The sequence below is a fragment of the Acinetobacter sp. F16 genome (genome assembly GCF_052712855.1).
Genome location: NZ_JBRATK010000023.1, coordinates 1 through 19,628 on the forward strand (window position 1 = coordinate 1; position 19,628 = coordinate 19,628).

Genomic DNA, 19,628 nt, shown 5'->3' on the forward strand with positions numbered 1-19,628 from the left:
CGGCTTTGGCTTTATTGGCAGCGTCGGCTTTGGCTTTATTGGCAGCGTCGGCTTTGGCTTTATTGGCAGCGTCGGCTTTGGCTTTATTGGCAGCGTCGGCTTTTGCTTTATTAGCCGCATCGGCTTTGGCTTTATTGGCGGCATCGGCTTTGGCTTTATTGGCGGCATCGGCTTTGGCTTTATTTGCTGCATCAGCTTTGGCTTTATTGGCAGCGTCGGCTTTGGCTTTATTGGCGGCATCAGTTTTAGCTTTATTAATAGCATCAGCTTTGGCCTTCGCAGCAGCGTCTGCTTTCGCTTTTTCAGCCGCGTCAGATTTAGCTTTCGCAGCGCTATCAGCTCGGGCTTTTTCAGCAGCCTCGGCTTTTGCCTTGGCTTGAGCATCTGCTTGAGCTTTTAACTTGTTTGCTGCAGCATTTTTTGCGTTTTCGGCGGCTTGTCGTTCCGCTTTTTGCACTGCTTCAGCCGCAGCTTTAGCTTCCTGTGCAGCCTTATTTGCATCAGGCTTTGCTGGTGCTGGTGCTGGTGCTGGTGCTGGTGCTGGTGCTGGTGCTGGTGCTGGTGCTGGAGTAGGAGTAGGAGTAGGAGTAGGAGGGCTAGGCTGCGCAACTGGAATAACAGGTGCAGGTTCAACACTCGGTTTTGCCGTTTGTTGAACTTGTTCTGCAAGTTTTTCATGTGCCGTTTCAGTCGAGTCCGTCTGTTCTAAAGGCACAGGATCGGGAGGGAGCAAGTCCTCAGGCGTGACCAAAACCATTTTAATTTGTTTAGGCGGTTCGACAGGTTTACTCATGCCCAAAAAAAGTAAGCCAGTGATTGCCACAGCATGGATTCCGAGGGTAAATCCAAGTGCAATTGTTTTTTCTTTGGATTGTGGCTTTTTCAAATCTTTCATACTTTATTCTAAAGGCTTAGTGAGTAAGCTAACTTGTGTTAAACCAGCATCTTGAAGACCAGACATTAAAGCCATGACATCTCCATAGGGACGCGTGGTCGCACCATTAATGACGACATTCATTTCCTTATTATCATTTTTGGCTTGAGTTTGTGCCTCGACTAAAACACTCGTCAACTGAGCCAGATCAACAGGACCCGTTTTCTGGTTTTTATATTCCAGATAATACAGACCATCCTGATCCAGCGTCACGATTGTGGGCGCATCTTTAGATTCGATGGGATTGCCATTGGCTTGAGGTAAATCGACTTTGATCCCACTGGTGATCATGGGTGCTGTGACCATAAAAATCACCAAAAGTACCAGCATGACGTCAATATAAGGGACGACATTCATCTCACTTTTTAGTGGTTTTTTGACCCGCTCAAAGCGTCCAGAACGCTGAATTGCCATTAGTCATTTTCCTGTGCAGAACTCACAGTTTGACGTTGTAATAGCGCCACCATTTCTTCAGCAAATAATGCACGGTTGGAATAGACTGTTTCACCTTTGGAGGTGTAATGGTTAAATGCCAATACAGCAGGAATTGCAGCAAACAGACCAATCGCGGTTGCAATCAGGGCTTCGGCAATACCCGGAGCAACCGTTGCCAAAGTCACTTGATCAACATCAGCCAGACCAATGAAGGCATTCATAATGCCCCAAACGGTACCGAACAGACCGATATAAGGTGCAACAGAACCAATGCTGGCAAGTGCACCTAAACCTTGTTCAAGCAAACCTTGGTCACGACTTAGACCGACACGTAAAATACGTTCAGTACCTTCAATCGTTTGCGTATTCGGGGCTTGGTATTTTTTCAGTTTAAAAAACTCGCCTATACCTTGATAGAAGATATCTTCCAGACCGGTACGTTTGGAATTGAGCTGGGCATTGTTGTATAGCGTATTGAGTTCAGCGCCAGACCAGAAGATTTTTTGGAAATGTTCATCATCTGCCTGGGCTTTTTTATAACTCATATGTAACTTGGCAATCAGATACCAACTGTATAAAGATGCCAGCAGTAGCACGAGCATTACCAGTTGAACGATGGGACTTGCGTGTAAAATAAGATCTGATATGTGTAAAGATGATTCTAGTTCTGTTGCCATAGTTACATGTGCCAATAAATTTTTTAGTCTTGTTCTAACTCTTTAAGAATTAGTTCACGAATTTCGTCTGGAAGTCTACGAGGTTTCATTTCTGCACTTATACATGCCAACTCGACCTCGCCAGATGCAAGCATGATTTCACCACGATAAATATTTTGTTGCAATACAAATGATGTCGCTTTACACGAAACTACACTTGCAGTCACGGTAATGAGGTCATCCATCAAGATTGGGCGTGAATATTTCACGTTAATTTTATGGACCACAAAGTTGTAATCTTTTTGGTGCCAATAATGATCCACACCCGATGCGCGCAGCCATTCGGTACGAGTACGTTCCATAAAACGAATATGATTCGCGTGATAGACAATGCCACCTGCATCAGTGTCTTCAATATATACACGAATGTTGAATTCGAATTTATTCGCCATGATTGTGTCCCGTTTTTCAATTCAGTTTTATGGTTTTAGCTGTACTTTTAGCGGCTTAAAAGATCTGTGAAAATGACGTTTTTTTCGCTAAGAGTCAAGCTGTGTAACGCGTTGCAGTTTAGCAGCTTGAGTTTTTAGTCCAATGGCACAAGGTTTCAAATGAAATCTATTCTATATTTACTCAACAAAACCTTTAGATATAAAAAAGGTGAGCAAAAGATGCTCACCTTTTAAAAATGTACTTTATTTTTTCGCAGCTTGCATCTTTTTCCAGTCTGACTGTACCTGTTCGGCAACTTTTGGATAATCAAGGATGAAGCGCACATGGCTTTCTACCCCAGTTTTTAAAGTTGCATTATCGACGATGAATAACGGGTTATGGTTAGGTGCGGCTTTCGTCATGTCCTGATCGGCAGGCGTTGCGCCCAAAAAGACAAATAAGGACGGCATGAGCTGTCCATAATAGGCAAAGTCCTCACTGGCACTGGCATTGTTGTCCAGAACATGCAGTTTATCTTCGCCATTGACTTGGGCAAGCGTGGGTTGCATCAGCTGGGTTAAGCTTTTGTCATTGTTGGTGACTGGCGCATATGGCGCAATTTCCACTTTTGCTGTGACATCGTTGGCTGCGGCATTATGTTCGACCATTTTCGGTAAAGTTTTCAAAATGCCCTGACGGACATCTTCACTGTTGGAGCGAATGGTGCCGACCATATTCACCTGATCGGGAATGACATTACCTGTTGTTCCACCGTGGATACTGCCAATACTGACTACGCCCATACCTTTGGTTAAATCTGCAGTACGACTGATTAAACTTTGCATGTTGTTGATCATTTGTGAAGACGCATAGATTGGGTCACGACCAAGCCAAGGCATAGAGCCATGTACCTGTTTACCATTCACTTGAATGCGTAAGTGGTCGGCACTGTTCAGAATCGCGCCATCTTTATACAGGATATTGCCACTTGGCATGCCTGCCATCACGTGCATTCCAAAAATCACTTCCGGTTTTGGATTGTTCAATGCGCCATCGGCAATCATTTTACGTGAACCGATTAAATGACCTTGGGTAAAGTTATCAATATCGGCACCACCTTCTTCAGCCGGTTGGAATACAAATACCACAGTACCTGCAATTTTATCTTTATTGGCGGCTAAAGCTTTGGCGGCACCCAGTAACATTGCGGTATGTGCATCATGACCACAGCCGTGCATAACATGAGTTTCTGCGCCTTGATAAATGGCTTTGGCTTTACTGGCATACGGGAGTCCAGTTTTTTCTTCAATCGGCAGGGCATCCATATCTGCACGTAATGCCATCACTGGACCCGGTTTTGCCCCTTTAAGTACACCAATCACACCTGTCTTGGCATAGCCTTTACGTACTTCAATGCCATAAGATTTTAACTCTTTTTGTACCAGCTCAGAAGTTTTGAATTCCATATTTCCAAGTTCAGGATGTTGATGAATATGTTGGCGAAGCTTAATAGTATGTGCTTCAACATTTTTAACGGAATCATCAATCCAGTCTGCAAAGCTCAGTTGGCTGCAAAGGATAAGGGGAAGACAAAGGGAGATCTGCTTGTACATGTTCATATTTTGGGAGAACCTTAATAGTTTGAAATAGTTAAAGTGACTCTATAGAATTGCATATTGTTTTAAATTTAACCAAAACCCTGTAGGTATCTTAAATATACCTTTAAGGTATGCTTTATTTTAGTGATTGGAATAAAAGGTTTTTATTTATAATTTTGCTTTGTAAATTTATGTATTTTACTTTGAAATTAACATCTAATAAGTTGCGGTTGTTATAAGAGTTAGTTTTTGGATCTGTGTCCCAGAGCTTTAATTCGATTCAATTTATTAAGTTATTACAGCCTAGCTAAACATTCGAGATTTAGATGAGTCGCTTTTTTAAATATATAGTTATTTTCGCCATTGGCTTTGCACTGTGGAATTATTGGCTGAAACCGGATAAAGGTATTTCAGATGCAGCTGATTATCAGACCACAGCGGGGATTCATCAGTTTAATGGCTATAGCATGACCAATTTGCAGCCTTATACGGGAGAGTTTCGGGTTTTATCTAAAGAAAACTATAACTTTGGACGTGAAGCTGAGATTAGCCCGGTCGATTTTGCTTTGGGATGGGACAAAATGGCTGATCCTGATGTTTATAAAAAGTTATCTATCCGGCAAAGCAACCGTTGGTATCATTGGCGTTATGAAAATGCTCCACCCATTCCTGTACGTGAAATTGAAACGCAAAGTGCTAATACGCATTTGATTCCTGCAACCAAAGCCATTGCCAAACAGCTTGCTCAAATTGATCAAGATGATTTGATTTATTTAAAAGGGCAGTTGGTGGAAGTGAAGTCTTCAGATGGATGGACTTGGCGTAGTTCTTTAAGCCGGGAAGATACAGGTGGCGGTGCGTGTGAGTTGATGTTGGTGGAAGAGGTACGTGTTATCTCTAATTTATAAGTATCTAATTGATTAAAATAAAAAGAAAAAACCTTTAAGATATTCCCAACAGCTATTTAAAAAATCAAGTTAGGGAAATATGGCAGAACAAGAAGGCAAACAAGCGTTAATGATTCAGCTTCCGTGGACAGTACCGCAACAGCCAAATGTACAAACGATTGTTTTACAACAGCCCGCTAAAACACACATGGAGTTGAATGCTTCAACAGATAAAACAGCCATTTCCTCTTTTGCACTTTCAGTAGCGATTGCTCTTATTTTAGGAGCATTGGCAACATGGCTAGCCTATTGGTACGGGCGGAAAAGTTTTGATTTAACTAAACAGTCTTTTGATACGGTTATTGCTCAGATAAAGAGTTCCGAAAAAATTATGCTCGAATCTAATAAATTGCTTATTAGTTCACAAAGTGAATTAAAGATAAGGGAATTGCAAATAAATAATGGTTTTAATGAATTATCAATATTTAGAGAAATTGTTTCAGAATATTATTATTGGGCAATTAAAGTTAATAATGAATCTATTTCAAGTATCCATACATATTACAATTTAAACTTAACTGATAAACAAAAGAAGGAAGTACAAGAAGTTGTAAGAATTAGAGTAGATGAATTAAATGCATTAATTTCAAAAATAATGGTACATCTTGATTATGATAAAGAGCTGCATAATACGGTTAGAAATAATTTATTTACAGTACAAATATCTGCATTTGACTTATATGCATCAATTGGTACTGAATTTCAAAATTCTAAAACAAAATTAAATGAATTTGTAGAAAGTTTTGGGTATACACAAGGCCTTCTAAATACTTTAATAAATAATGAAATGACAGAATTATATAAAGAAAAAAAAGCAGCCTAAGCTGCTTTTTTTAATCATTTATCTTTCGGCTCAGGTGGTGTCATCCCAAACTGCAAATACGCCATATTGGTTGCAATACGTCCACGCGCAGTACGCATCGCATAACCTTGCTGAATCAAATATGGTTCAATCACATCTTCCAATGTGCCTGAATCTTCCGCCATGGCAGCAGCCAACGCTTCCACACCGGCAGGACCGCCATCAAAACGTTCTAACAACATGCTTAAATAACGACGGTCTAAAGTGTCTAAACCATCTTTATCGACTTTCAACATATCCAGCGCACGTTGCGCCATATCCTGATTGACTTCACCGTTGCCTTTGACTTGTGCATAGTCACGCACACGACGAAGTAAACGGTTGGCAATACGTGGCGTACCACGCGCACGACGGGCAATTTCTTTGGCACCATCACCCGTCATGGGAACATCCATTAACGATGCTGAACGTGTCACAATATGGGTTAAATCTTCAACCGAATAAAATTCTAAACGCTGCACAATACCGAAACGGTCACGTAGCGGAGAGGTGAGTAAGCCTGCACGAGTTGTTGCAGCCACTAAAGTAAACGGTGGTAAATCTAGTTTAATTGAACGTGCACCCGGTCCTTCACCAATCATAATGTCGAGTTGGTAATCTTCCATTGCAGGATAGAGAATTTCTTCAATCACTGGAGAAAGACGATGAATTTCATCGATAAATAAAACGTCACCTTCTTCCAGATTGGTCAGCATGGCTGCCAAATCACCGGCACGTTCCAGTACTGGGCCAGAAGTCGATTTTAAATTACCGCCCATTTCCCGCGCGATAATATTGGCAAGTGTGGTTTTACCCAAACCGGGTGGGCCAAAAATCAAGGTATGGTCAAGTGCTTCACCACGGCCACGTGCTGCGCCAATAAAGATTTCCATTTGCTCACGTACCACCGGTTGACCAACATAGTCATCCAGTGAAGTGGGGCGAATGGCACGATCAAAATGATCTTCGGGTTTTTCAGAACCACTGATGAGACGGTCTTGCATATTTATTGAATCTATCCCTACATGGTTGATTTGAGCTGGATAAATTCACAGCCTCAAAAAATCTCTCGGACTCGTTTTGCCTTTGCGTAGGCAATATTTACTTTTGATAGGGCAAAAGTAACAAAACCCTTTTGTTAAACTGATGCTACTTCCTTGTAGCACAGTTTAACAGGTGACATCCATGTCACCTTAAGCGCCTCAAAATGAGTACAGTATTTTTAATAATGAGGATGCTACTTATTTGTTCATCGACTTTAATGCTGCACGGATAATATCGCCGGCTTCGGTGTAATCACCTTTCACGGCATTAATCAGTTTTTGAGCTTCAGCAGGTTTATAACCCAATGATTGCAACGCTGCTTCTGCTTCAGCAACAGCCGAATTCCCCATAAACTGAATTTGTGGTGCTGTTGAATTAGTCGGGACATTGCCTGAAGACATGGCTTTAAAGCGGTCGCGAAGTTCAATCATCAGGCGTTCAGCGGTCTTTTTACCCACACCTGGAACCTTAACCAGTGTATTCAGATCTTCATTTTCAACGGTATGAATGAGCAGGTCGATACTCAGAGTCGATAAAATACCCAACGCCATTTTAGGACCAACGCCGTTTACTTTAAGTAAAGTACGGAAAATGGTTTTCTCTTGTGCATCTAAAAAACCGTAAAGCAATTGTGCATCTTCACGAACGGTTAAATGCGTCCATAAAGTCACTTTTTGCCCTTTTTGCAATTGGCAAAATGTAGAAAGCGGTGTATCCACTTCATAGCCCACGCCATTTACATTGAGTAAGACGGTCGGTGCTTCCAAAGCAAATACTTCACCAATGAGACATCCAATCATTTTAATTTTTCACTTATCTATCGTTGCTTGCATAGTAGTGAGCATTTGCATGAAAGGCAAAATGCACACGCATGTTTTTTAAATTTAACAAAAATTCTGGTCAAAATATCTGCGAAATCTTTAAATTAAGCCGGCTTTATTGCCTTGTAGCTCTTGCGACAGGTTATAGGCCTGATGGTCTGAAAACTTCGAAATAATATCCAAAACCTGCATAATATTTTCATAGTGATTATTTTCAAAATTGACCCCGGCACGTTGCAGCATCGACATCAAGCGCTGTTCCTTAAAACTTAAAGTCTTATGCGGCGTGGTCAAAGGAATAAAGGCATCTAAAATATTTTGCAGACTTTGATGGGCAATAATCTCCAGTCCGGCTTTTTGTGGATGTTCAAAAATTTTGTCACGCGCCAGGTTCTTCGCCCGGTTAATACCGCGTTCAATATCTTGGGAGCAATATTGCAACAAGCTGCCTTTGAGTTGCCCAGACAAAATCTCAAAGTGATGTTTGGCAAAGGCTGTGGTTACTTCGTCCACCAGACGTTTCATCACCCGACCACGTAAAGCGGCAATTTTTTGCTGCCAGGTGGTGGTTTCCATGGAAAGTTCCTGAGGTGTTCCATAATCTGCAATCAGGTCGAGGAAAATCGGTTCCACTTCTTCATAAGACAGCATATTTAAAATAATGCCATCCTCAAGGTCAATCAGGGCATAGCAAATGTCATCTGCCGCTTCCAGTAAATAGGTCAGTGGGTGACGGCAATAGTGATATTCACCCAGTTGGATTAAACCAAGCTGCTCTGCAATTTGCTTCAAAATCTCTTTTTCAGACTGATAACAACCAAACTTTGCCCGTTGACTGGCAGGGCGGTCACCTTGCGAGGCAATGGTTTTAGACAGCCATGGGTACTTTAAGTAAGCCCCTAAGGTTGCGTAAGTTAGACGCATGCCGCCATCATTGGGATGGTAGTCAATTTTGGTCAGCAAGCGTAAACCTTGAGCATTGCCTTCAAACTGGCGTACATCGGCTTGTTCCTCAGGCGTGAGCTTTGCTAAAAAGTTGCCATGGGATGCATCATCAAACCATTCACGAATCGCATATTCACCGGCATGTCCAAAAGGTGGATTACCAATATCATGGGCAAGGCAAGCTGCCTGAATGATCGCCCCGACATCAGCAGGGGAAATCCACACCGGAAGTTGATCTTTAATTTTTTCAGCTGCCAGCATGCCAAGTGAACGGCCAATACAGGACACTTCCAGTGAATGGGTCAAACGGGTATGAATACCGTCATGCTGTGTCAGCGGATGAACCTGGGTTTTACGGTTTAGCTGGCGAAAACTTTGTGAGAAAATAATGCGGTCATAATCTTTATGAAAGGGGCTACGTGCCTGTTCTGTACTTTGCTTTTTGCTACCAATACGAACTGTTGAAAGTAATTCTAACCAACGCATTTGTTCCATTTATGATTATTCAGTAATGACCTGAAATCATCATGCCAAAAAAAAGCCAAACAGACTAGAGTGGTGCGACATGATTTGTCTTTTGAATAGAGCATATCAACAGGCAGGAAAATGCTTCATGTTTTCTGAATGCTTTTAATCACATTGATTATGCGGGTTCAAAGTCGGAGAATGTTACGGTCTTGAAGCTCGATTATTCTATTTAATGAACAAATGAAAGCAGGTGTGTTTGAGTTTTCATCGTGTGATCTCAATCCTTGTGACAGCGTTGATCAGGTTGATCTGCAATCATTTAAAATTGTAGCAGCGGCGGTGGTTCATCTGCTGAAAAACCTTGATGGGTAATCACTCTACCCATTTTAAATCACATTTAGAAACAAGATGCTAAAGAATCCGATCGCGATGAAATTCAAAATTTTTATCTGAAAATTAAAGTATTCTTCAAGATTCTTGTATGAATAGATGGCACATTCGTGAATTTCTATCTAGCTGATTTAGTCAATACGAAGTAGAATATGCGCTCTCTCTAAGTCACATTGGCGGTATGGTCCAAAAGACCTGCCCGTGGAGCCAAAATCAGCATGTTTATCGTGGCCGGTGCACCAGCACACTCTTCTTTTAAGAAAACTCAACTCTTAAACCGTTTAGCGTCAATGAGTTCTGTTCAATCAATTGAAAGTCAATGGATTTATCTGTTTGATCAAGCGCTCAACGAGCAGCAGCATCAATCTGCATTACAACTGTTAAATGACGGTGCGTCTTTTGAAGTTCGCCAAGCGGCAAGTGATGAAATTCAAATTCTTGTAACACCGCGTTTGGGGACAATCTCTCCGTGGTCTTCTAAAGCGACTGATATTTTTGCCAACTGTAATACCCCGATACACCGCCTTGAACGCGGTGTTTTGTTTACTTTAAAGGGTGTTTCTGAAATATCGAATGAAGTAAAACTGGCATTGCATGACCGCATGACTGAAAGCGTTTTCAATCAAATTGAGGATGCCGCTGCTTTATTTAACGAGACTGAACCAAAACCTTTAAATAGCATTGATATTTTAGGTCAAGGTAAAGAAGCACTGGTGAAAGCCAACTCTGAATTTGGTTTTGCATTGTCTGATGAAGAAATCGACTACCTGACTGAAGCTTTTACCAAGATGGGTCGCAACCCACATGACATCGAGCTGATGATGTTTGCTCAAGCAAACTCTGAGCATTGCCGTCATAAAATCTTCGGTTCAGAATGGACCATTGATGGTGAAAAACAGCCATTATCATTGTTCCAGATGATCAAGAACACCTATAAAGAATCACCTGCAGATGTGTTGTCCGCATATAAAGACAACGCCTCTGTAATCGTGGGTTATGACACACAACGTTTCTATCCAAAACCGGATGAAAACGGTCACCACGTTTATAAATACAAGAGCCAGGCTGCTCATATCCTCATGAAAGTGGAAACCCACAACCATCCAACAGCGATTGCACCATTTGCCGGTGCTGCGACAGGTTCAGGTGGTGAAATTCGTGACGAAGGCGCAACAGGGCGTGGCGGTAAACCAAAAGCGGGTTTAACCGGTTTTACCGTGTCTAACCTGAATATTCCCGGGTTTGAACAACCTTGGGAAGACAACTACGGCAAACCATCGCGTATGGCGTCTCCACTACAGATCATGATTGATGGTCCTTTAGGTGGTGCTGCGTTTAATAACGAATTTGGTCGTCCTGCGTTAAATGGTTACTTCCGTACTTTCGAACAAAATGTAAATGGCGATGTAAAAGGTTTCCACAAACCGATTATGATTGCCGGTGGTTACGGTAACATCCGTCCTGACCATGTAGAAAAAGATCCAATTCAACCGGGCGATTTATTGATCGTTCTTGGCGGTCCTGCAATGCTGATCGGCTTGGGCGGTGGTGCGGCATCTTCTGTAGACAGCGGTAAACTCGGTGAAAACCTGGATTTCGCATCTGTACAACGTGAAAACCCAGAAATGGAACGCCGTTGCCAAGAAGTGATTGATACTTGCTGGCGTATGGAAGATTACAACCCAATCGTATCTGTGCATGATGTCGGTGCGGGCGGTGTATCGAATGCGATGCCTGAGCTGGTGAACGATCACGAATTGGGTGCAGTCCTGAATCTTCGTAAGATTCCTTCATTAGAGCCAGGCATGTCTCCAATGGAAATCTGGTCGAATGAGGCGCAAGAACGTTATGTATTGGCGATTCGTCCATCTTCACTAGAATTGTTTGAATCAATCTGTGCACGTGAACGTTGTCCGTTTGCAGTACTCGGTGAAGCAACTGAAGCGCGTCATTTGACCGTTGAAGATCCATTGTTTGATAACAAAGCTGTGGATATGCCAATGCAAGTCATGCTGGGGGGTACACCTCGCATGAGCCGTACTTTCGAGACCATCGAACGTAAAGGCGATGATTTCACTGCTGCAAATGTTGATTTAAAAGATGCGATCTACCGCGTTCTTAAGAACCCGACAGTAGCAAGTAAATCGTTCCTGATCACCATTGGTGACCGTTCGATTACCGGTATGGTTGCACGTGACCAGATGGTCGGTCGCTGGCAAGTTCCTGTAGCGGATGCTGCAGTAACCACCACCAGCCTTGTCGGTTACACAGGTGAAGCCATGGCGATGGGTGAACGTCCTCCAGTTGCATTGCTCAATCCTGCTGCTTCTGCACGTTTGGCTGTGGCTGAGTCAATTTCAAATATCATGTGTGCCAACATTGAACAGATTAGCGACATTAAATTGTCTGCGAACTGGATGGCGGCTGCAGGTCAAAAAGGCGAAGATCAGGCATTATTTGAAGGTGTTAAAGCCATCGGTATGGAAATGTGTCCAGCCTTGGGTATCGCGATTCCAGTGGGTAAAGACTCATTGTCTATGCGCACCACTTGGAACGATGAAGGCATCGACAAAGCTGTTACTTCACCAATGACCGGTGTGATTACTGCATTTGCACCCGTTGGTGATGTGCGTAAAACATTAACACCTGAATTGAAAAATGAAGATTCAGTATTGGTTCGCATTGACTTGTCTAAAGGTCAGTTCCGTTTAGGCGGTTCAATCCTTGCTCAGGTTTACAAAGCCATTGGTTCTGTGACGCCTGACGTAGACAGCTTCGATGACTTCAAAGCCTTCTTCGCATTGGTTCAAGACTGGAACAACCGCGGCTTAGTGAAGGCTTACCATGACATCGGTGATGGTGGTTTACTTGCGACTGTTGCAGAGATGATGTTTGCTTCACGTTTAGGTGTAGCGCTTGAAGATCAATCGACTGAAAGCTTATTTGCCGAAGAAATTGGTGCGGTACTTCAAATCGCAGCAAGCGATTGGGAAGCTCTTCAAGCTGAAGTTGCTGCATCAGTATTGAAAGATGCAATTAGCGTTGTTGGTCGTGTAAACAATACCGATCAATTGTCTATCAATGGTCTGGTACTTGAACGTAGCGACCTGCAAGTGGCTTGGACTGAAGTGTCGCACCAAATCCAGCGTCTACGTGACAATGTCGAAACTGCGGATTCCGAGTTTGCTTTAATCACAGACAAGAACCACAAAGGCATCATTGCACAGCCGACATTTGACTTGAATGAACCCGTTGAAGCGCCGTTTATTAATTCACGTCGTCCAAACATGGTGATCTTGCGTGAACAAGGCGTAAATGGTCATGTAGAAATGGCTGCGGCATTCGACAAAGTTGGCTTCAACACTGTCGATGTTCACATGAGTGATTTGATTGCAGGTCGTATTAGTCTGGATGATTTTGAAGGTCTGGTAACTTGTGGCGGTTTCTCTTACGGTGACGTCATGGGCGCAGGTGGTGGTTGGGCTAAATCGGTTCTATTCAATCCTAAACTTCGTGACCAGTTCGAGAAATTCTTCAATCGTCAAGAAACCTTCTCTCTAGGGATCTGTAACGGTTGTCAAATGTTGTCTCAATTGGCTCCACTGATTCCGGGTGCTGATGCTTGGCCACGTTTCCACCGCAACACTTCAGAAGTTTTTGAAGCGCGTGCTGTTAACGTCCGTGTTGAAAAATCTCACTCGATTTTGTTAGACGGTATGGAAGGTTCGATTTTACCAATCGCGGTTGCGCATGGTGAAGGTCGTGTGGTTGCAAGTGAAGACAAGATTGCCGCATTAAATGCAGGCAACCAAGTTAGCTTGCGTTATGTAGACAGCTTCGGTAACCCTACACAGCAATATCCATTGAACCCGAACGGTTCACCGGAAGCGATTACGGGTGTAACGTCTATGGACGGTCGTGCAACAATTATGATGCCGCACCCTGAACGTAACTTCCGTGCAATTCAGCATTCATGGAAACCTGAAGAATGGACTGAAGATGGGGCATGGTTACGCATGTTCCGCAATGCACGTAAGTTCATTGGTTAATTCTGAAGTGTTTTGAAAAAAGCCACCTTCGGGTGGCTTTTTTATTTTATACATATTTTTAATTTAATTTTTATTTCTCCCGCTGGACTTGGTTTGGATTTTGCTTTTATATTGGAGTGAAAGAGTATTTTTGTGTTTTGTGCAAAATGATGACGCAATATAGAGGAAAGATGGTTCACTAAATATAAGTTCAGGATTGAATCTCTAAGTGAGGTGACACAATGCTAAAAACTGTGACATATACAAATGTTGATAAAGCGACTTTACGTAAGAAAGGCTGGATGTTTTTTATGGCAGTCGTCGGGTTACAAATTTTGTTCTTGATCGGTAGCTATTTGCTTCAAAGTTTTTAATTTTTAGTTTGAAAAAGCCACCGAGAGGTGGTTTTTTTTGTGCTGTATATTTTGATTCTTTTACTTTTAAAGCATTAAAAGTAACAAAAATGCTTTGTTTGGTAGAGGATACGTCCTTATATCCCTACCAAACGTGCGACATCCATGTCGCTAGTCATGTGATTTAGTCTTTGAAAATGTTTTCGTAAAAATTATAAAAATATGGAGTTATAAAATATTTAGTTGGGTCTCTAACATCTGATTCTGGATCTAAATTTATGATAGGTCGAATAAAGTCAAAACTAACTAACTCTAAATTAGCGTTTTCAATAAGATCAGAAGCTTTTTTATAGCCTATTTGTCCATCACTACATTTCACAAAATTATCATTAGGCAGCTTAGGTAGTTTGCTTAAATGATCTATTATCAAAACTAAATGCCGGCTAATTTTAGTAATTATATAAAAGTATTTATCGAGTTCTTCTCTTGAGCATTCTTTTATAACATATAGCTTAAAAGCCTTTGCACTCATTTTAGCCTGTTTTTCTAGTAACGTATTTTCTAAAATTTTAAAAATCTCTAGCCCTAATCTCTGATGATTAGGATTATCCTGCATAAATTTAGAAATCTCATCTTCATCTAAATCTAATGTTTCTAAAAATGTTCTTACTTGAAAGGAATATAAAGCTTCATTATTTAATTTTGCTTGAGTATATATTTTTTGAGTTGCATTCTTTAACGCTTCCGGTATTCCAAGCAATGCACTATTACTTGTTTCATATAATAGTTCTTGGGCATAAGATCCCATGTAATTGAGTAGTGGATATTTTTTCATAAATTTTATAAATGATCAGAATACGATCATGATACTTAAAAATAAGATAATTTTATTCTAAAAATCATTTTTTGAGTCATAAAAAACGGCTTCAATAAGCCGTTTTTTATTTCTAAAATTTTTATGGTGCTAACGGTTCTTGCTGCTTTGGATCAGGCATAGGCGCTGATTCTTCCTCATCATTATAAGGATTTTCCAGTTCCAAAGCTTGATCAAGCTCAGAATCAAAAACGTCAGTCAGCATACTGTCGTAACGTTTTGCATTATAGGTCAGCAGACTGGATGCTTCCTGCTGAGTGATAAAGCCTGTCTTTACCGCATCTGCAAGACGTTCATCAAAAGTTAAACCTTTAAATTGCCCTTTCGATTCGGATTTTTTGAACTTTTCCCACAGCGGTTCTAACTCAAGCAACATGTTAAAGGTCGATTCCATACGGCCTGTAACATCATCTTCTTCTGTGTTATAGAACACGTGTTTTTTCAGTTCATCGCGGAAAGCATTGTCCTGCATAATGATCTCGCCAGCTTCTCGCTTTAATGCATCATTTGGTTTGCTCACAGGGCGACCAAGCGGGAAACAGATAAACTTGACTAAGCCCGCCGCAAAGCCGACAGGGAAGTTATCGAACAGACCATAAAAAGCTTCTTGCGCATTAAACAGAGATTTTTCTAGCGCCAGTTTTGCATGAACTTGTTCAGCTTCAGTTTTTTTGCCATGTTCATAATATTTAAGAATCGCTGTGCCGATAAACAGGTTGGCATGAATATCTGCCAAGCGTCCGGAAAGCATTTCTTTACGTTTAATATCCCCCGCCAGTAAACCTAAACACATATCGGCAGTCAGTGAAAAGTTGGCACTTAAACGGTTAATAATCTTGTAATAGGGACGGGTAAATTCATCTACGCTTTTTGGTGCATCCGATGAGCCGCCAACATATCCATACGCAAATGCACGCGCAGTACGGTTAAAGGTATAACCTAAGTGGTTAAACAGCATCTCGTTAAAGGTAGTCAGGGCATTATCTTTATCCTTAGCTTGTAGCAATTGTAATTCCTCAAATAGATAAGGATGACAACGCATAGAACCCTGACCAAAAATCATGAGTGAACGACTGAGAATATTGGCACCTTCAACAGTAATCGACACGGGAATAGTTTGATAATACAAGGATAGGAAGTTGCGTGGACCCATTTGTACGGCACGACCACCAACCACATCCATACCATGATTGACTACCCGGCGCATGGTCTCAGTCGCATAGTATTTGGCCATTGCAGTCATCACTGCAGGTTTGCCCCCCTGATTCAGGCCACAGGTCACCAAATAACGGAAAGCTTCCAGCATGTAAGTGTCACTGGCAATATCACTGGTGGCTTCCTGCACACCTTCAAATTTACCCACGGAAATTTTAAATTGCTGCCGGATTTTGGCAAAGGCACCTACGGTTAAATAGGTCATTTCACTTGCTGCCGTCGATAGTGCAGGTAAGGAAATACCACGACCGACGGCCAGACATTCCATTAACATACGCCAGCCTTTACCAATATTTTCAGCACCGCCAATAATCCAGTCCAGTGGTATAAACACATCCTTGCCATCTACCGTCCCATTCATAAAAGGAGAACCCGGATTGTGCCGTGCACCCACTTTGACTCCTTCATGGCTGGCAGGAATCAGCGCGCAGGTAATGCCATATTCCATCTTGTTTTTATCACCCAATAATCCATCTGGATCATACAGCTTAAATGCCAAACCAATCACTGTTGCAATCGGGGCAAGGGTAATCCAGCGTTTGGAAAAATTCATGCGTAAGCCAAGCACTTGCTGACCTTCGAACTCGCCATAACAGACAACACCGGTATCCGGAATTGCGCCAGCGTCTGAACCCGCTTCTGGGCTGGTAAGACCAAAACAGGGAATTTCTTCACCTTTGGCTAGGCCGGGTAAATATCTGTTTTTTTGTTCTTCAGTTCCATAATGCAGCAGTAACTCGCCCGGTCCTAAAGAGTTAGGTACCATACAACTCACGGCAGCGGTCAATGAGCGGGAGGCAATTTTGCTCATAATCCGGCTTTGCGCAAATGAACTAAAGGCACGTCCGCCATATTCCTTAGGAATAATCAGGCCTAAAAAACCATTTTCCCGAATATAGCGCCAGGCTTCAGGCGGCAAGTCTTTAAGGTGATGATGGATCTCCCAGTCATTCAGCATTGAGCATAAATGTTCTACTTCATTATCTAAAAAAGATTGTTCTTCTGCCGAAAGAGTAGGATAAGGATAGCTTTCAAACTTAGACCAGTCCGGTGCCCCCATAAACAGGTCTTTTTCCCACCAGCTAGTGCCTGCATCCAAAGCTTCGCGCTCAGTGGTGCTCATTGTTGGCATGGCATTCGCCAGAGCCTTATAGGCAGGTTTGGTAATCAATGCCATCCGTAATGAATCAATCATCACAATTAAACTAACGAGGATGAGCGGAATACCAAAAATCAGCGACCAGGGGCTAATAAAAGCAGTGACTACTGCAATAATGATTGTCGTAATCGCCCCGGTATTACGGCTCAATCCAAAAAAGAAAACTGCCCAGATTGTAAAAAATTGAATAAGCACACTGATGATGAATAGCATTTATTTTCTCCAGTTGCTTACACCGGCTCAAAGTCAGAGAAACAGGAAAGGGTATCTGGAAATCGCAAGATAACTTCTCGCACTGTTTTATTGGAATGACTTTAGGTGTAATAAAAATATTGTTGTTAAGACCGGGAGGTGAATGAAAAACTTTCATCCCGAATTTATAAAATTAAATCTCATTTTTAAAATAGAGTGTTTTTTGAACAGTGTAAAAGATTGAACTGTAAGAGAAATGTCACGAAAAGTAATAGCGACTTGTATCTTTTTCTATTTAGATTTTTATTATCTTTGAATAAGTAATAAATCATACAGAGAGATGCCTGCGTATGTAGTATTACTATAACAATCAATGAATTTAGAGAAAAATGGCATGCTTAAACTCATTTACTACGTTCCTGAATCTCATCTTGAATCAACCAAAAACGCCGTGTTTCAAGCAGGGGCAGGTGGGATTGGCAATTATGAGCATTGTGCCTGGCAGGTTCTGGGTACAGGACAATTTAAACCAGTGAAAGGGGCCAATCCCTTTATTGGAGAAGTCGGAGAACTTGAAAATGTTGAGGAATGGCGGGTAGAAACCATTGTGCCTGAAGATCAAGCATTCAATGTCGCAAAAGCGCTTAAGGGCAGCCATCCTTATGAAGAGCCTGCGTTTGAGTTTATACAGATGGTAGATATTAAGTAATTATGCTTAATTTAATGAGTTTGATCATTATAAATTCCTGCCTTAGGTATAAAGGTTAATGCTGTCCCGTAATGAGTTTTGATCCATTTATGATTTGAACAATTTTATTATCTCTGGTCGCACTACCTATAGAAGTTTAATTCCAGAATTTTTGATATTTTGAAACCCAGTACAGTTTGGTTTCTATATCGTAGCTACCATCCGGGTTCAAGGAAATGATGTAATGGATATTTTTGCCACGACGAGAATTACCTTTACCTTCAGGAACTTGATACTTGAATTTTTCTACATCCTTAGGAGGAGTGAGTACAATTCGTTTCCATGCAGTAGAAGGGAGGTCGTCGATAGTAGTCATTATTTTTTTTTCTATATTGTCTGCATGGGCATGTAAGACCTCATCTGATGGCCATTTATCTCTAGATAACTCATCTAAACGAAAGAAAGATCTGACATTCCCTAGACCAGCTTTTACCCGATCTTCATAAGTTAACCAAGGTGCATACTCAATAATAATTTGTTCAGGGACATAACCATCAGGAGAAACTTTGCAGCTATCTGATAAATCATTGTATTTTAATGATGGATTTATCTTAAAATTAGCACATTCAGGCCATGTATTTTTATAAATATAACTCTTGTTTTGCCCGTGTATTGCGAAACTAATGCTATTTTTCATCATAGATGCGCATCCCGTAACCAACATTATTATATTTATAAGTACGCTTGTTTTAATGAGTTTGACCATTATAAATTCCTGCCTTATTAGATTAAGGCTAATGCTGTCCTATAATTGGTTTTGATCCAGTTGAAGTCGTGTGTAATTTAGATAGCTTCATCTGTTGTGGTCGCACTACCTATAGAAGTTCAATTCCAGAATTTTTGATATTTTGAGACCCAATACAATTTGGTTTTTATGTCGTAACTACCATCGGGATTCAGGGAAATGAGGTAATGAATCTCTTTGCCTCGACTACGGTTGCCTTTACCTTCAGGAACTTGATACTTATATTTTTCTACTTCTTGAAGGGGAGTTAATATAATGCGTTTCCATGCTGTGGCTGGGATTTTTTCTATAAGTTCTTGTTGTTTTGTATTCCATATTTCAAGTTCACTTTTCTCTTTTTCTGTAGCAAAGCCTAGTACTATGTCACTTAAGGCCTTTTGAGGATACTCTCCTAATGTTTTTTGTACTTGTTCCATTGTCAACCAAGGCGCATATTCAATAATAATTTGTTCAGGGACATAACCTTTAGGAGAAACCTTACAGCGACTATAGGTTGTAATATATTTTTGCTTTTTTATAGCATCTGGTGTTCCTGATAAGTTGCCACATTCAGGCCAGTTATTTTTGCAAACAACGTCCTGTCCTTTTAAGTGATCATTTATCTGAAATGATATTGAATTTTTCATTGGCATAGCTGAACAGCCTGATAAAACTATAGTAATAACTAAGTTCACTAACAGTATTTTTTTTCATTTTTCTTTTAGGGTCTGTTGACATTTCAAGTATAGAATTTACCCGATAAAGGTAGCCAAATAAATACACAAGCTAATGCAACTGCACCCTCATAGCTACACTTTAGCTTA

The 19,628-nt window shown here is 41.3% G+C and carries 16 protein-coding genes and 2 pseudogenes; 5 read left to right on the forward strand and 13 right to left on the reverse strand.

The window, feature by feature from the left end:
* The 5 genes and pseudogenes from ACU0NF_RS11520 to ACU0NF_RS11540 all read right to left on the reverse strand — a co-directional run.
* A pseudogene (locus ACU0NF_RS11520) lies at positions 1-895 on the reverse strand (protein TolA); the annotation flags it as partial.
* A 3-nt stretch (positions 896-898) separates the two neighbouring features.
* The gene (gene tolR, locus ACU0NF_RS11525; RefSeq protein ID WP_171535899.1) at positions 899-1,348 is read right to left on the reverse strand and encodes a protein TolR; all 450 of its coding nucleotides are present in this window, start codon (positions 1,346-1,348) and stop codon (positions 899-901) included.
* The gene (tolQ, locus tag ACU0NF_RS11530; RefSeq protein ID WP_171535900.1) at positions 1,348-2,046 is read right to left on the reverse strand and encodes a protein TolQ; all 699 of its coding nucleotides are present in this window, start codon (positions 2,044-2,046) and stop codon (positions 1,348-1,350) included. The genes tolR and tolQ overlap by 1 nt, the downstream gene beginning before the upstream one ends.
* Positions 2,047-2,069: 23 nt before the next feature.
* Positions 2,070-2,477: a tol-pal system-associated acyl-CoA thioesterase gene (ybgC, locus tag ACU0NF_RS11535; RefSeq protein WP_067863715.1), complete on the reverse strand. Its 408-nt coding sequence runs from the start codon at positions 2,475-2,477 to the stop codon at positions 2,070-2,072.
* A 243-nt stretch (positions 2,478-2,720) separates the two neighbouring features.
* Positions 2,721-4,070 carry an amidohydrolase gene (locus tag ACU0NF_RS11540; protein WP_445661216.1) on the reverse strand — a complete coding sequence of 450 codons (1,350 nt, stop codon included), beginning with the start codon at positions 4,068-4,070 and terminating at the stop codon, positions 2,721-2,723.
* Positions 4,071-4,381: 311 nt separating this feature from the next.
* Here ACU0NF_RS11540 and ACU0NF_RS11545 point away from each other — a divergent pair, with 311 nt between their 5' ends.
* Together ACU0NF_RS11545 and ACU0NF_RS11550 are read left to right on the forward strand one after the other, a co-directional pair.
* Entirely contained in the window at positions 4,382-4,963 is a 582-nt protein-coding gene (locus tag ACU0NF_RS11545; protein WP_445661207.1) for a hypothetical protein, read from the forward strand.
* A gap of 79 nt (positions 4,964-5,042) precedes the next feature.
* Positions 5,043-5,825: a hypothetical protein gene (locus ACU0NF_RS11550; RefSeq protein ID WP_445661208.1), complete on the forward strand. Its 783-nt coding sequence runs from the start codon at positions 5,043-5,045 to the stop codon at positions 5,823-5,825.
* A 14-nt stretch (positions 5,826-5,839) separates the two neighbouring features.
* Here ACU0NF_RS11550 and ruvB read toward each other — a convergent pair whose 3' ends face one another.
* From ruvB to ACU0NF_RS11565, 3 genes are all read right to left on the reverse strand, one after another.
* Positions 5,840-6,847, reverse strand: coding sequence for a Holliday junction branch migration DNA helicase RuvB (gene ruvB, locus ACU0NF_RS11555; protein WP_067724937.1), 1,008 nt, complete (start codon positions 6,845-6,847; stop codon positions 5,840-5,842).
* Positions 6,848-7,084: 237 nt separating this feature from the next.
* Positions 7,085-7,687 carry a Holliday junction branch migration protein RuvA gene (gene ruvA / locus ACU0NF_RS11560; RefSeq protein ID WP_131268024.1) on the reverse strand — a complete coding sequence of 201 codons (603 nt, stop codon included), beginning with the start codon at positions 7,685-7,687 and terminating at the stop codon, positions 7,085-7,087.
* Between the two features lie 120 nt (positions 7,688-7,807).
* Positions 7,808-9,148 carry a deoxyguanosinetriphosphate triphosphohydrolase gene (locus ACU0NF_RS11565; RefSeq protein ID WP_445661209.1) on the reverse strand — a complete coding sequence of 447 codons (1,341 nt, stop codon included), beginning with the start codon at positions 9,146-9,148 and terminating at the stop codon, positions 7,808-7,810.
* 581 nt (positions 9,149-9,729) lie between these two features.
* Here ACU0NF_RS11565 and purL point away from each other — a divergent pair.
* Both purL and ACU0NF_RS11575 read left to right on the forward strand, forming a co-directional pair.
* On the forward strand, positions 9,730-13,560 hold the full coding sequence (gene purL, locus ACU0NF_RS11570) for a phosphoribosylformylglycinamidine synthase (protein ID WP_445661210.1): 3,831 nt from the start codon (positions 9,730-9,732) through the stop codon (positions 13,558-13,560).
* Between the two features lie 221 nt (positions 13,561-13,781).
* Positions 13,782-13,913, forward strand: a complete 132-nt coding sequence (locus ACU0NF_RS11575) for a KGW motif small protein (RefSeq protein ID WP_252151541.1) — start codon at positions 13,782-13,784, stop codon at positions 13,911-13,913.
* A 163-nt stretch (positions 13,914-14,076) separates the two neighbouring features.
* Here the strand turns inward: ACU0NF_RS11575 and ACU0NF_RS11580 are convergent, their stop codons facing one another.
* Together ACU0NF_RS11580 and ACU0NF_RS11585 are read right to left on the reverse strand one after the other, a co-directional pair.
* Complete coding sequence (locus ACU0NF_RS11580; RefSeq protein ID WP_445661211.1) at positions 14,077-14,727, reverse strand: hypothetical protein; 651 nt, start codon at positions 14,725-14,727, stop codon at positions 14,077-14,079.
* Between the two features lie 121 nt (positions 14,728-14,848).
* Positions 14,849-17,353 (reverse strand): acyl-CoA dehydrogenase, encoded by a 2,505-nt coding sequence (locus ACU0NF_RS11585; RefSeq protein ID WP_445661212.1) that lies wholly within the window; start codon positions 17,351-17,353, stop codon positions 14,849-14,851.
* A gap of 373 nt (positions 17,354-17,726) precedes the next feature.
* Here ACU0NF_RS11585 and ACU0NF_RS11590 point away from each other — a divergent pair, with 373 nt between their 5' ends.
* Complete coding sequence (locus ACU0NF_RS11590; protein ID WP_445661213.1) at positions 17,727-18,041, forward strand: NGG1p interacting factor NIF3; 315 nt, start codon at positions 17,727-17,729, stop codon at positions 18,039-18,041.
* A 136-nt stretch (positions 18,042-18,177) separates the two neighbouring features.
* On the opposite strand, the gene ACU0NF_RS11595 is transcribed toward ACU0NF_RS11590, so the two are convergent.
* From ACU0NF_RS11595 to ACU0NF_RS11605, 3 genes and pseudogenes are all read right to left on the reverse strand, one after another.
* Positions 18,178-18,786 carry a hypothetical protein gene (locus ACU0NF_RS11595; RefSeq protein WP_445661214.1) on the reverse strand — a complete coding sequence of 203 codons (609 nt, stop codon included), beginning with the start codon at positions 18,784-18,786 and terminating at the stop codon, positions 18,178-18,180.
* 119 nt (positions 18,787-18,905) lie between these two features.
* Complete coding sequence (locus tag ACU0NF_RS11600) at positions 18,906-19,457, reverse strand: hypothetical protein (protein ID WP_445661215.1); 552 nt, start codon at positions 19,455-19,457, stop codon at positions 18,906-18,908.
* An 86-nt stretch (positions 19,458-19,543) separates the two neighbouring features.
* A pseudogene (locus ACU0NF_RS11605) lies at positions 19,544-19,628 on the reverse strand (IS5/IS1182 family transposase); the annotation flags it as partial.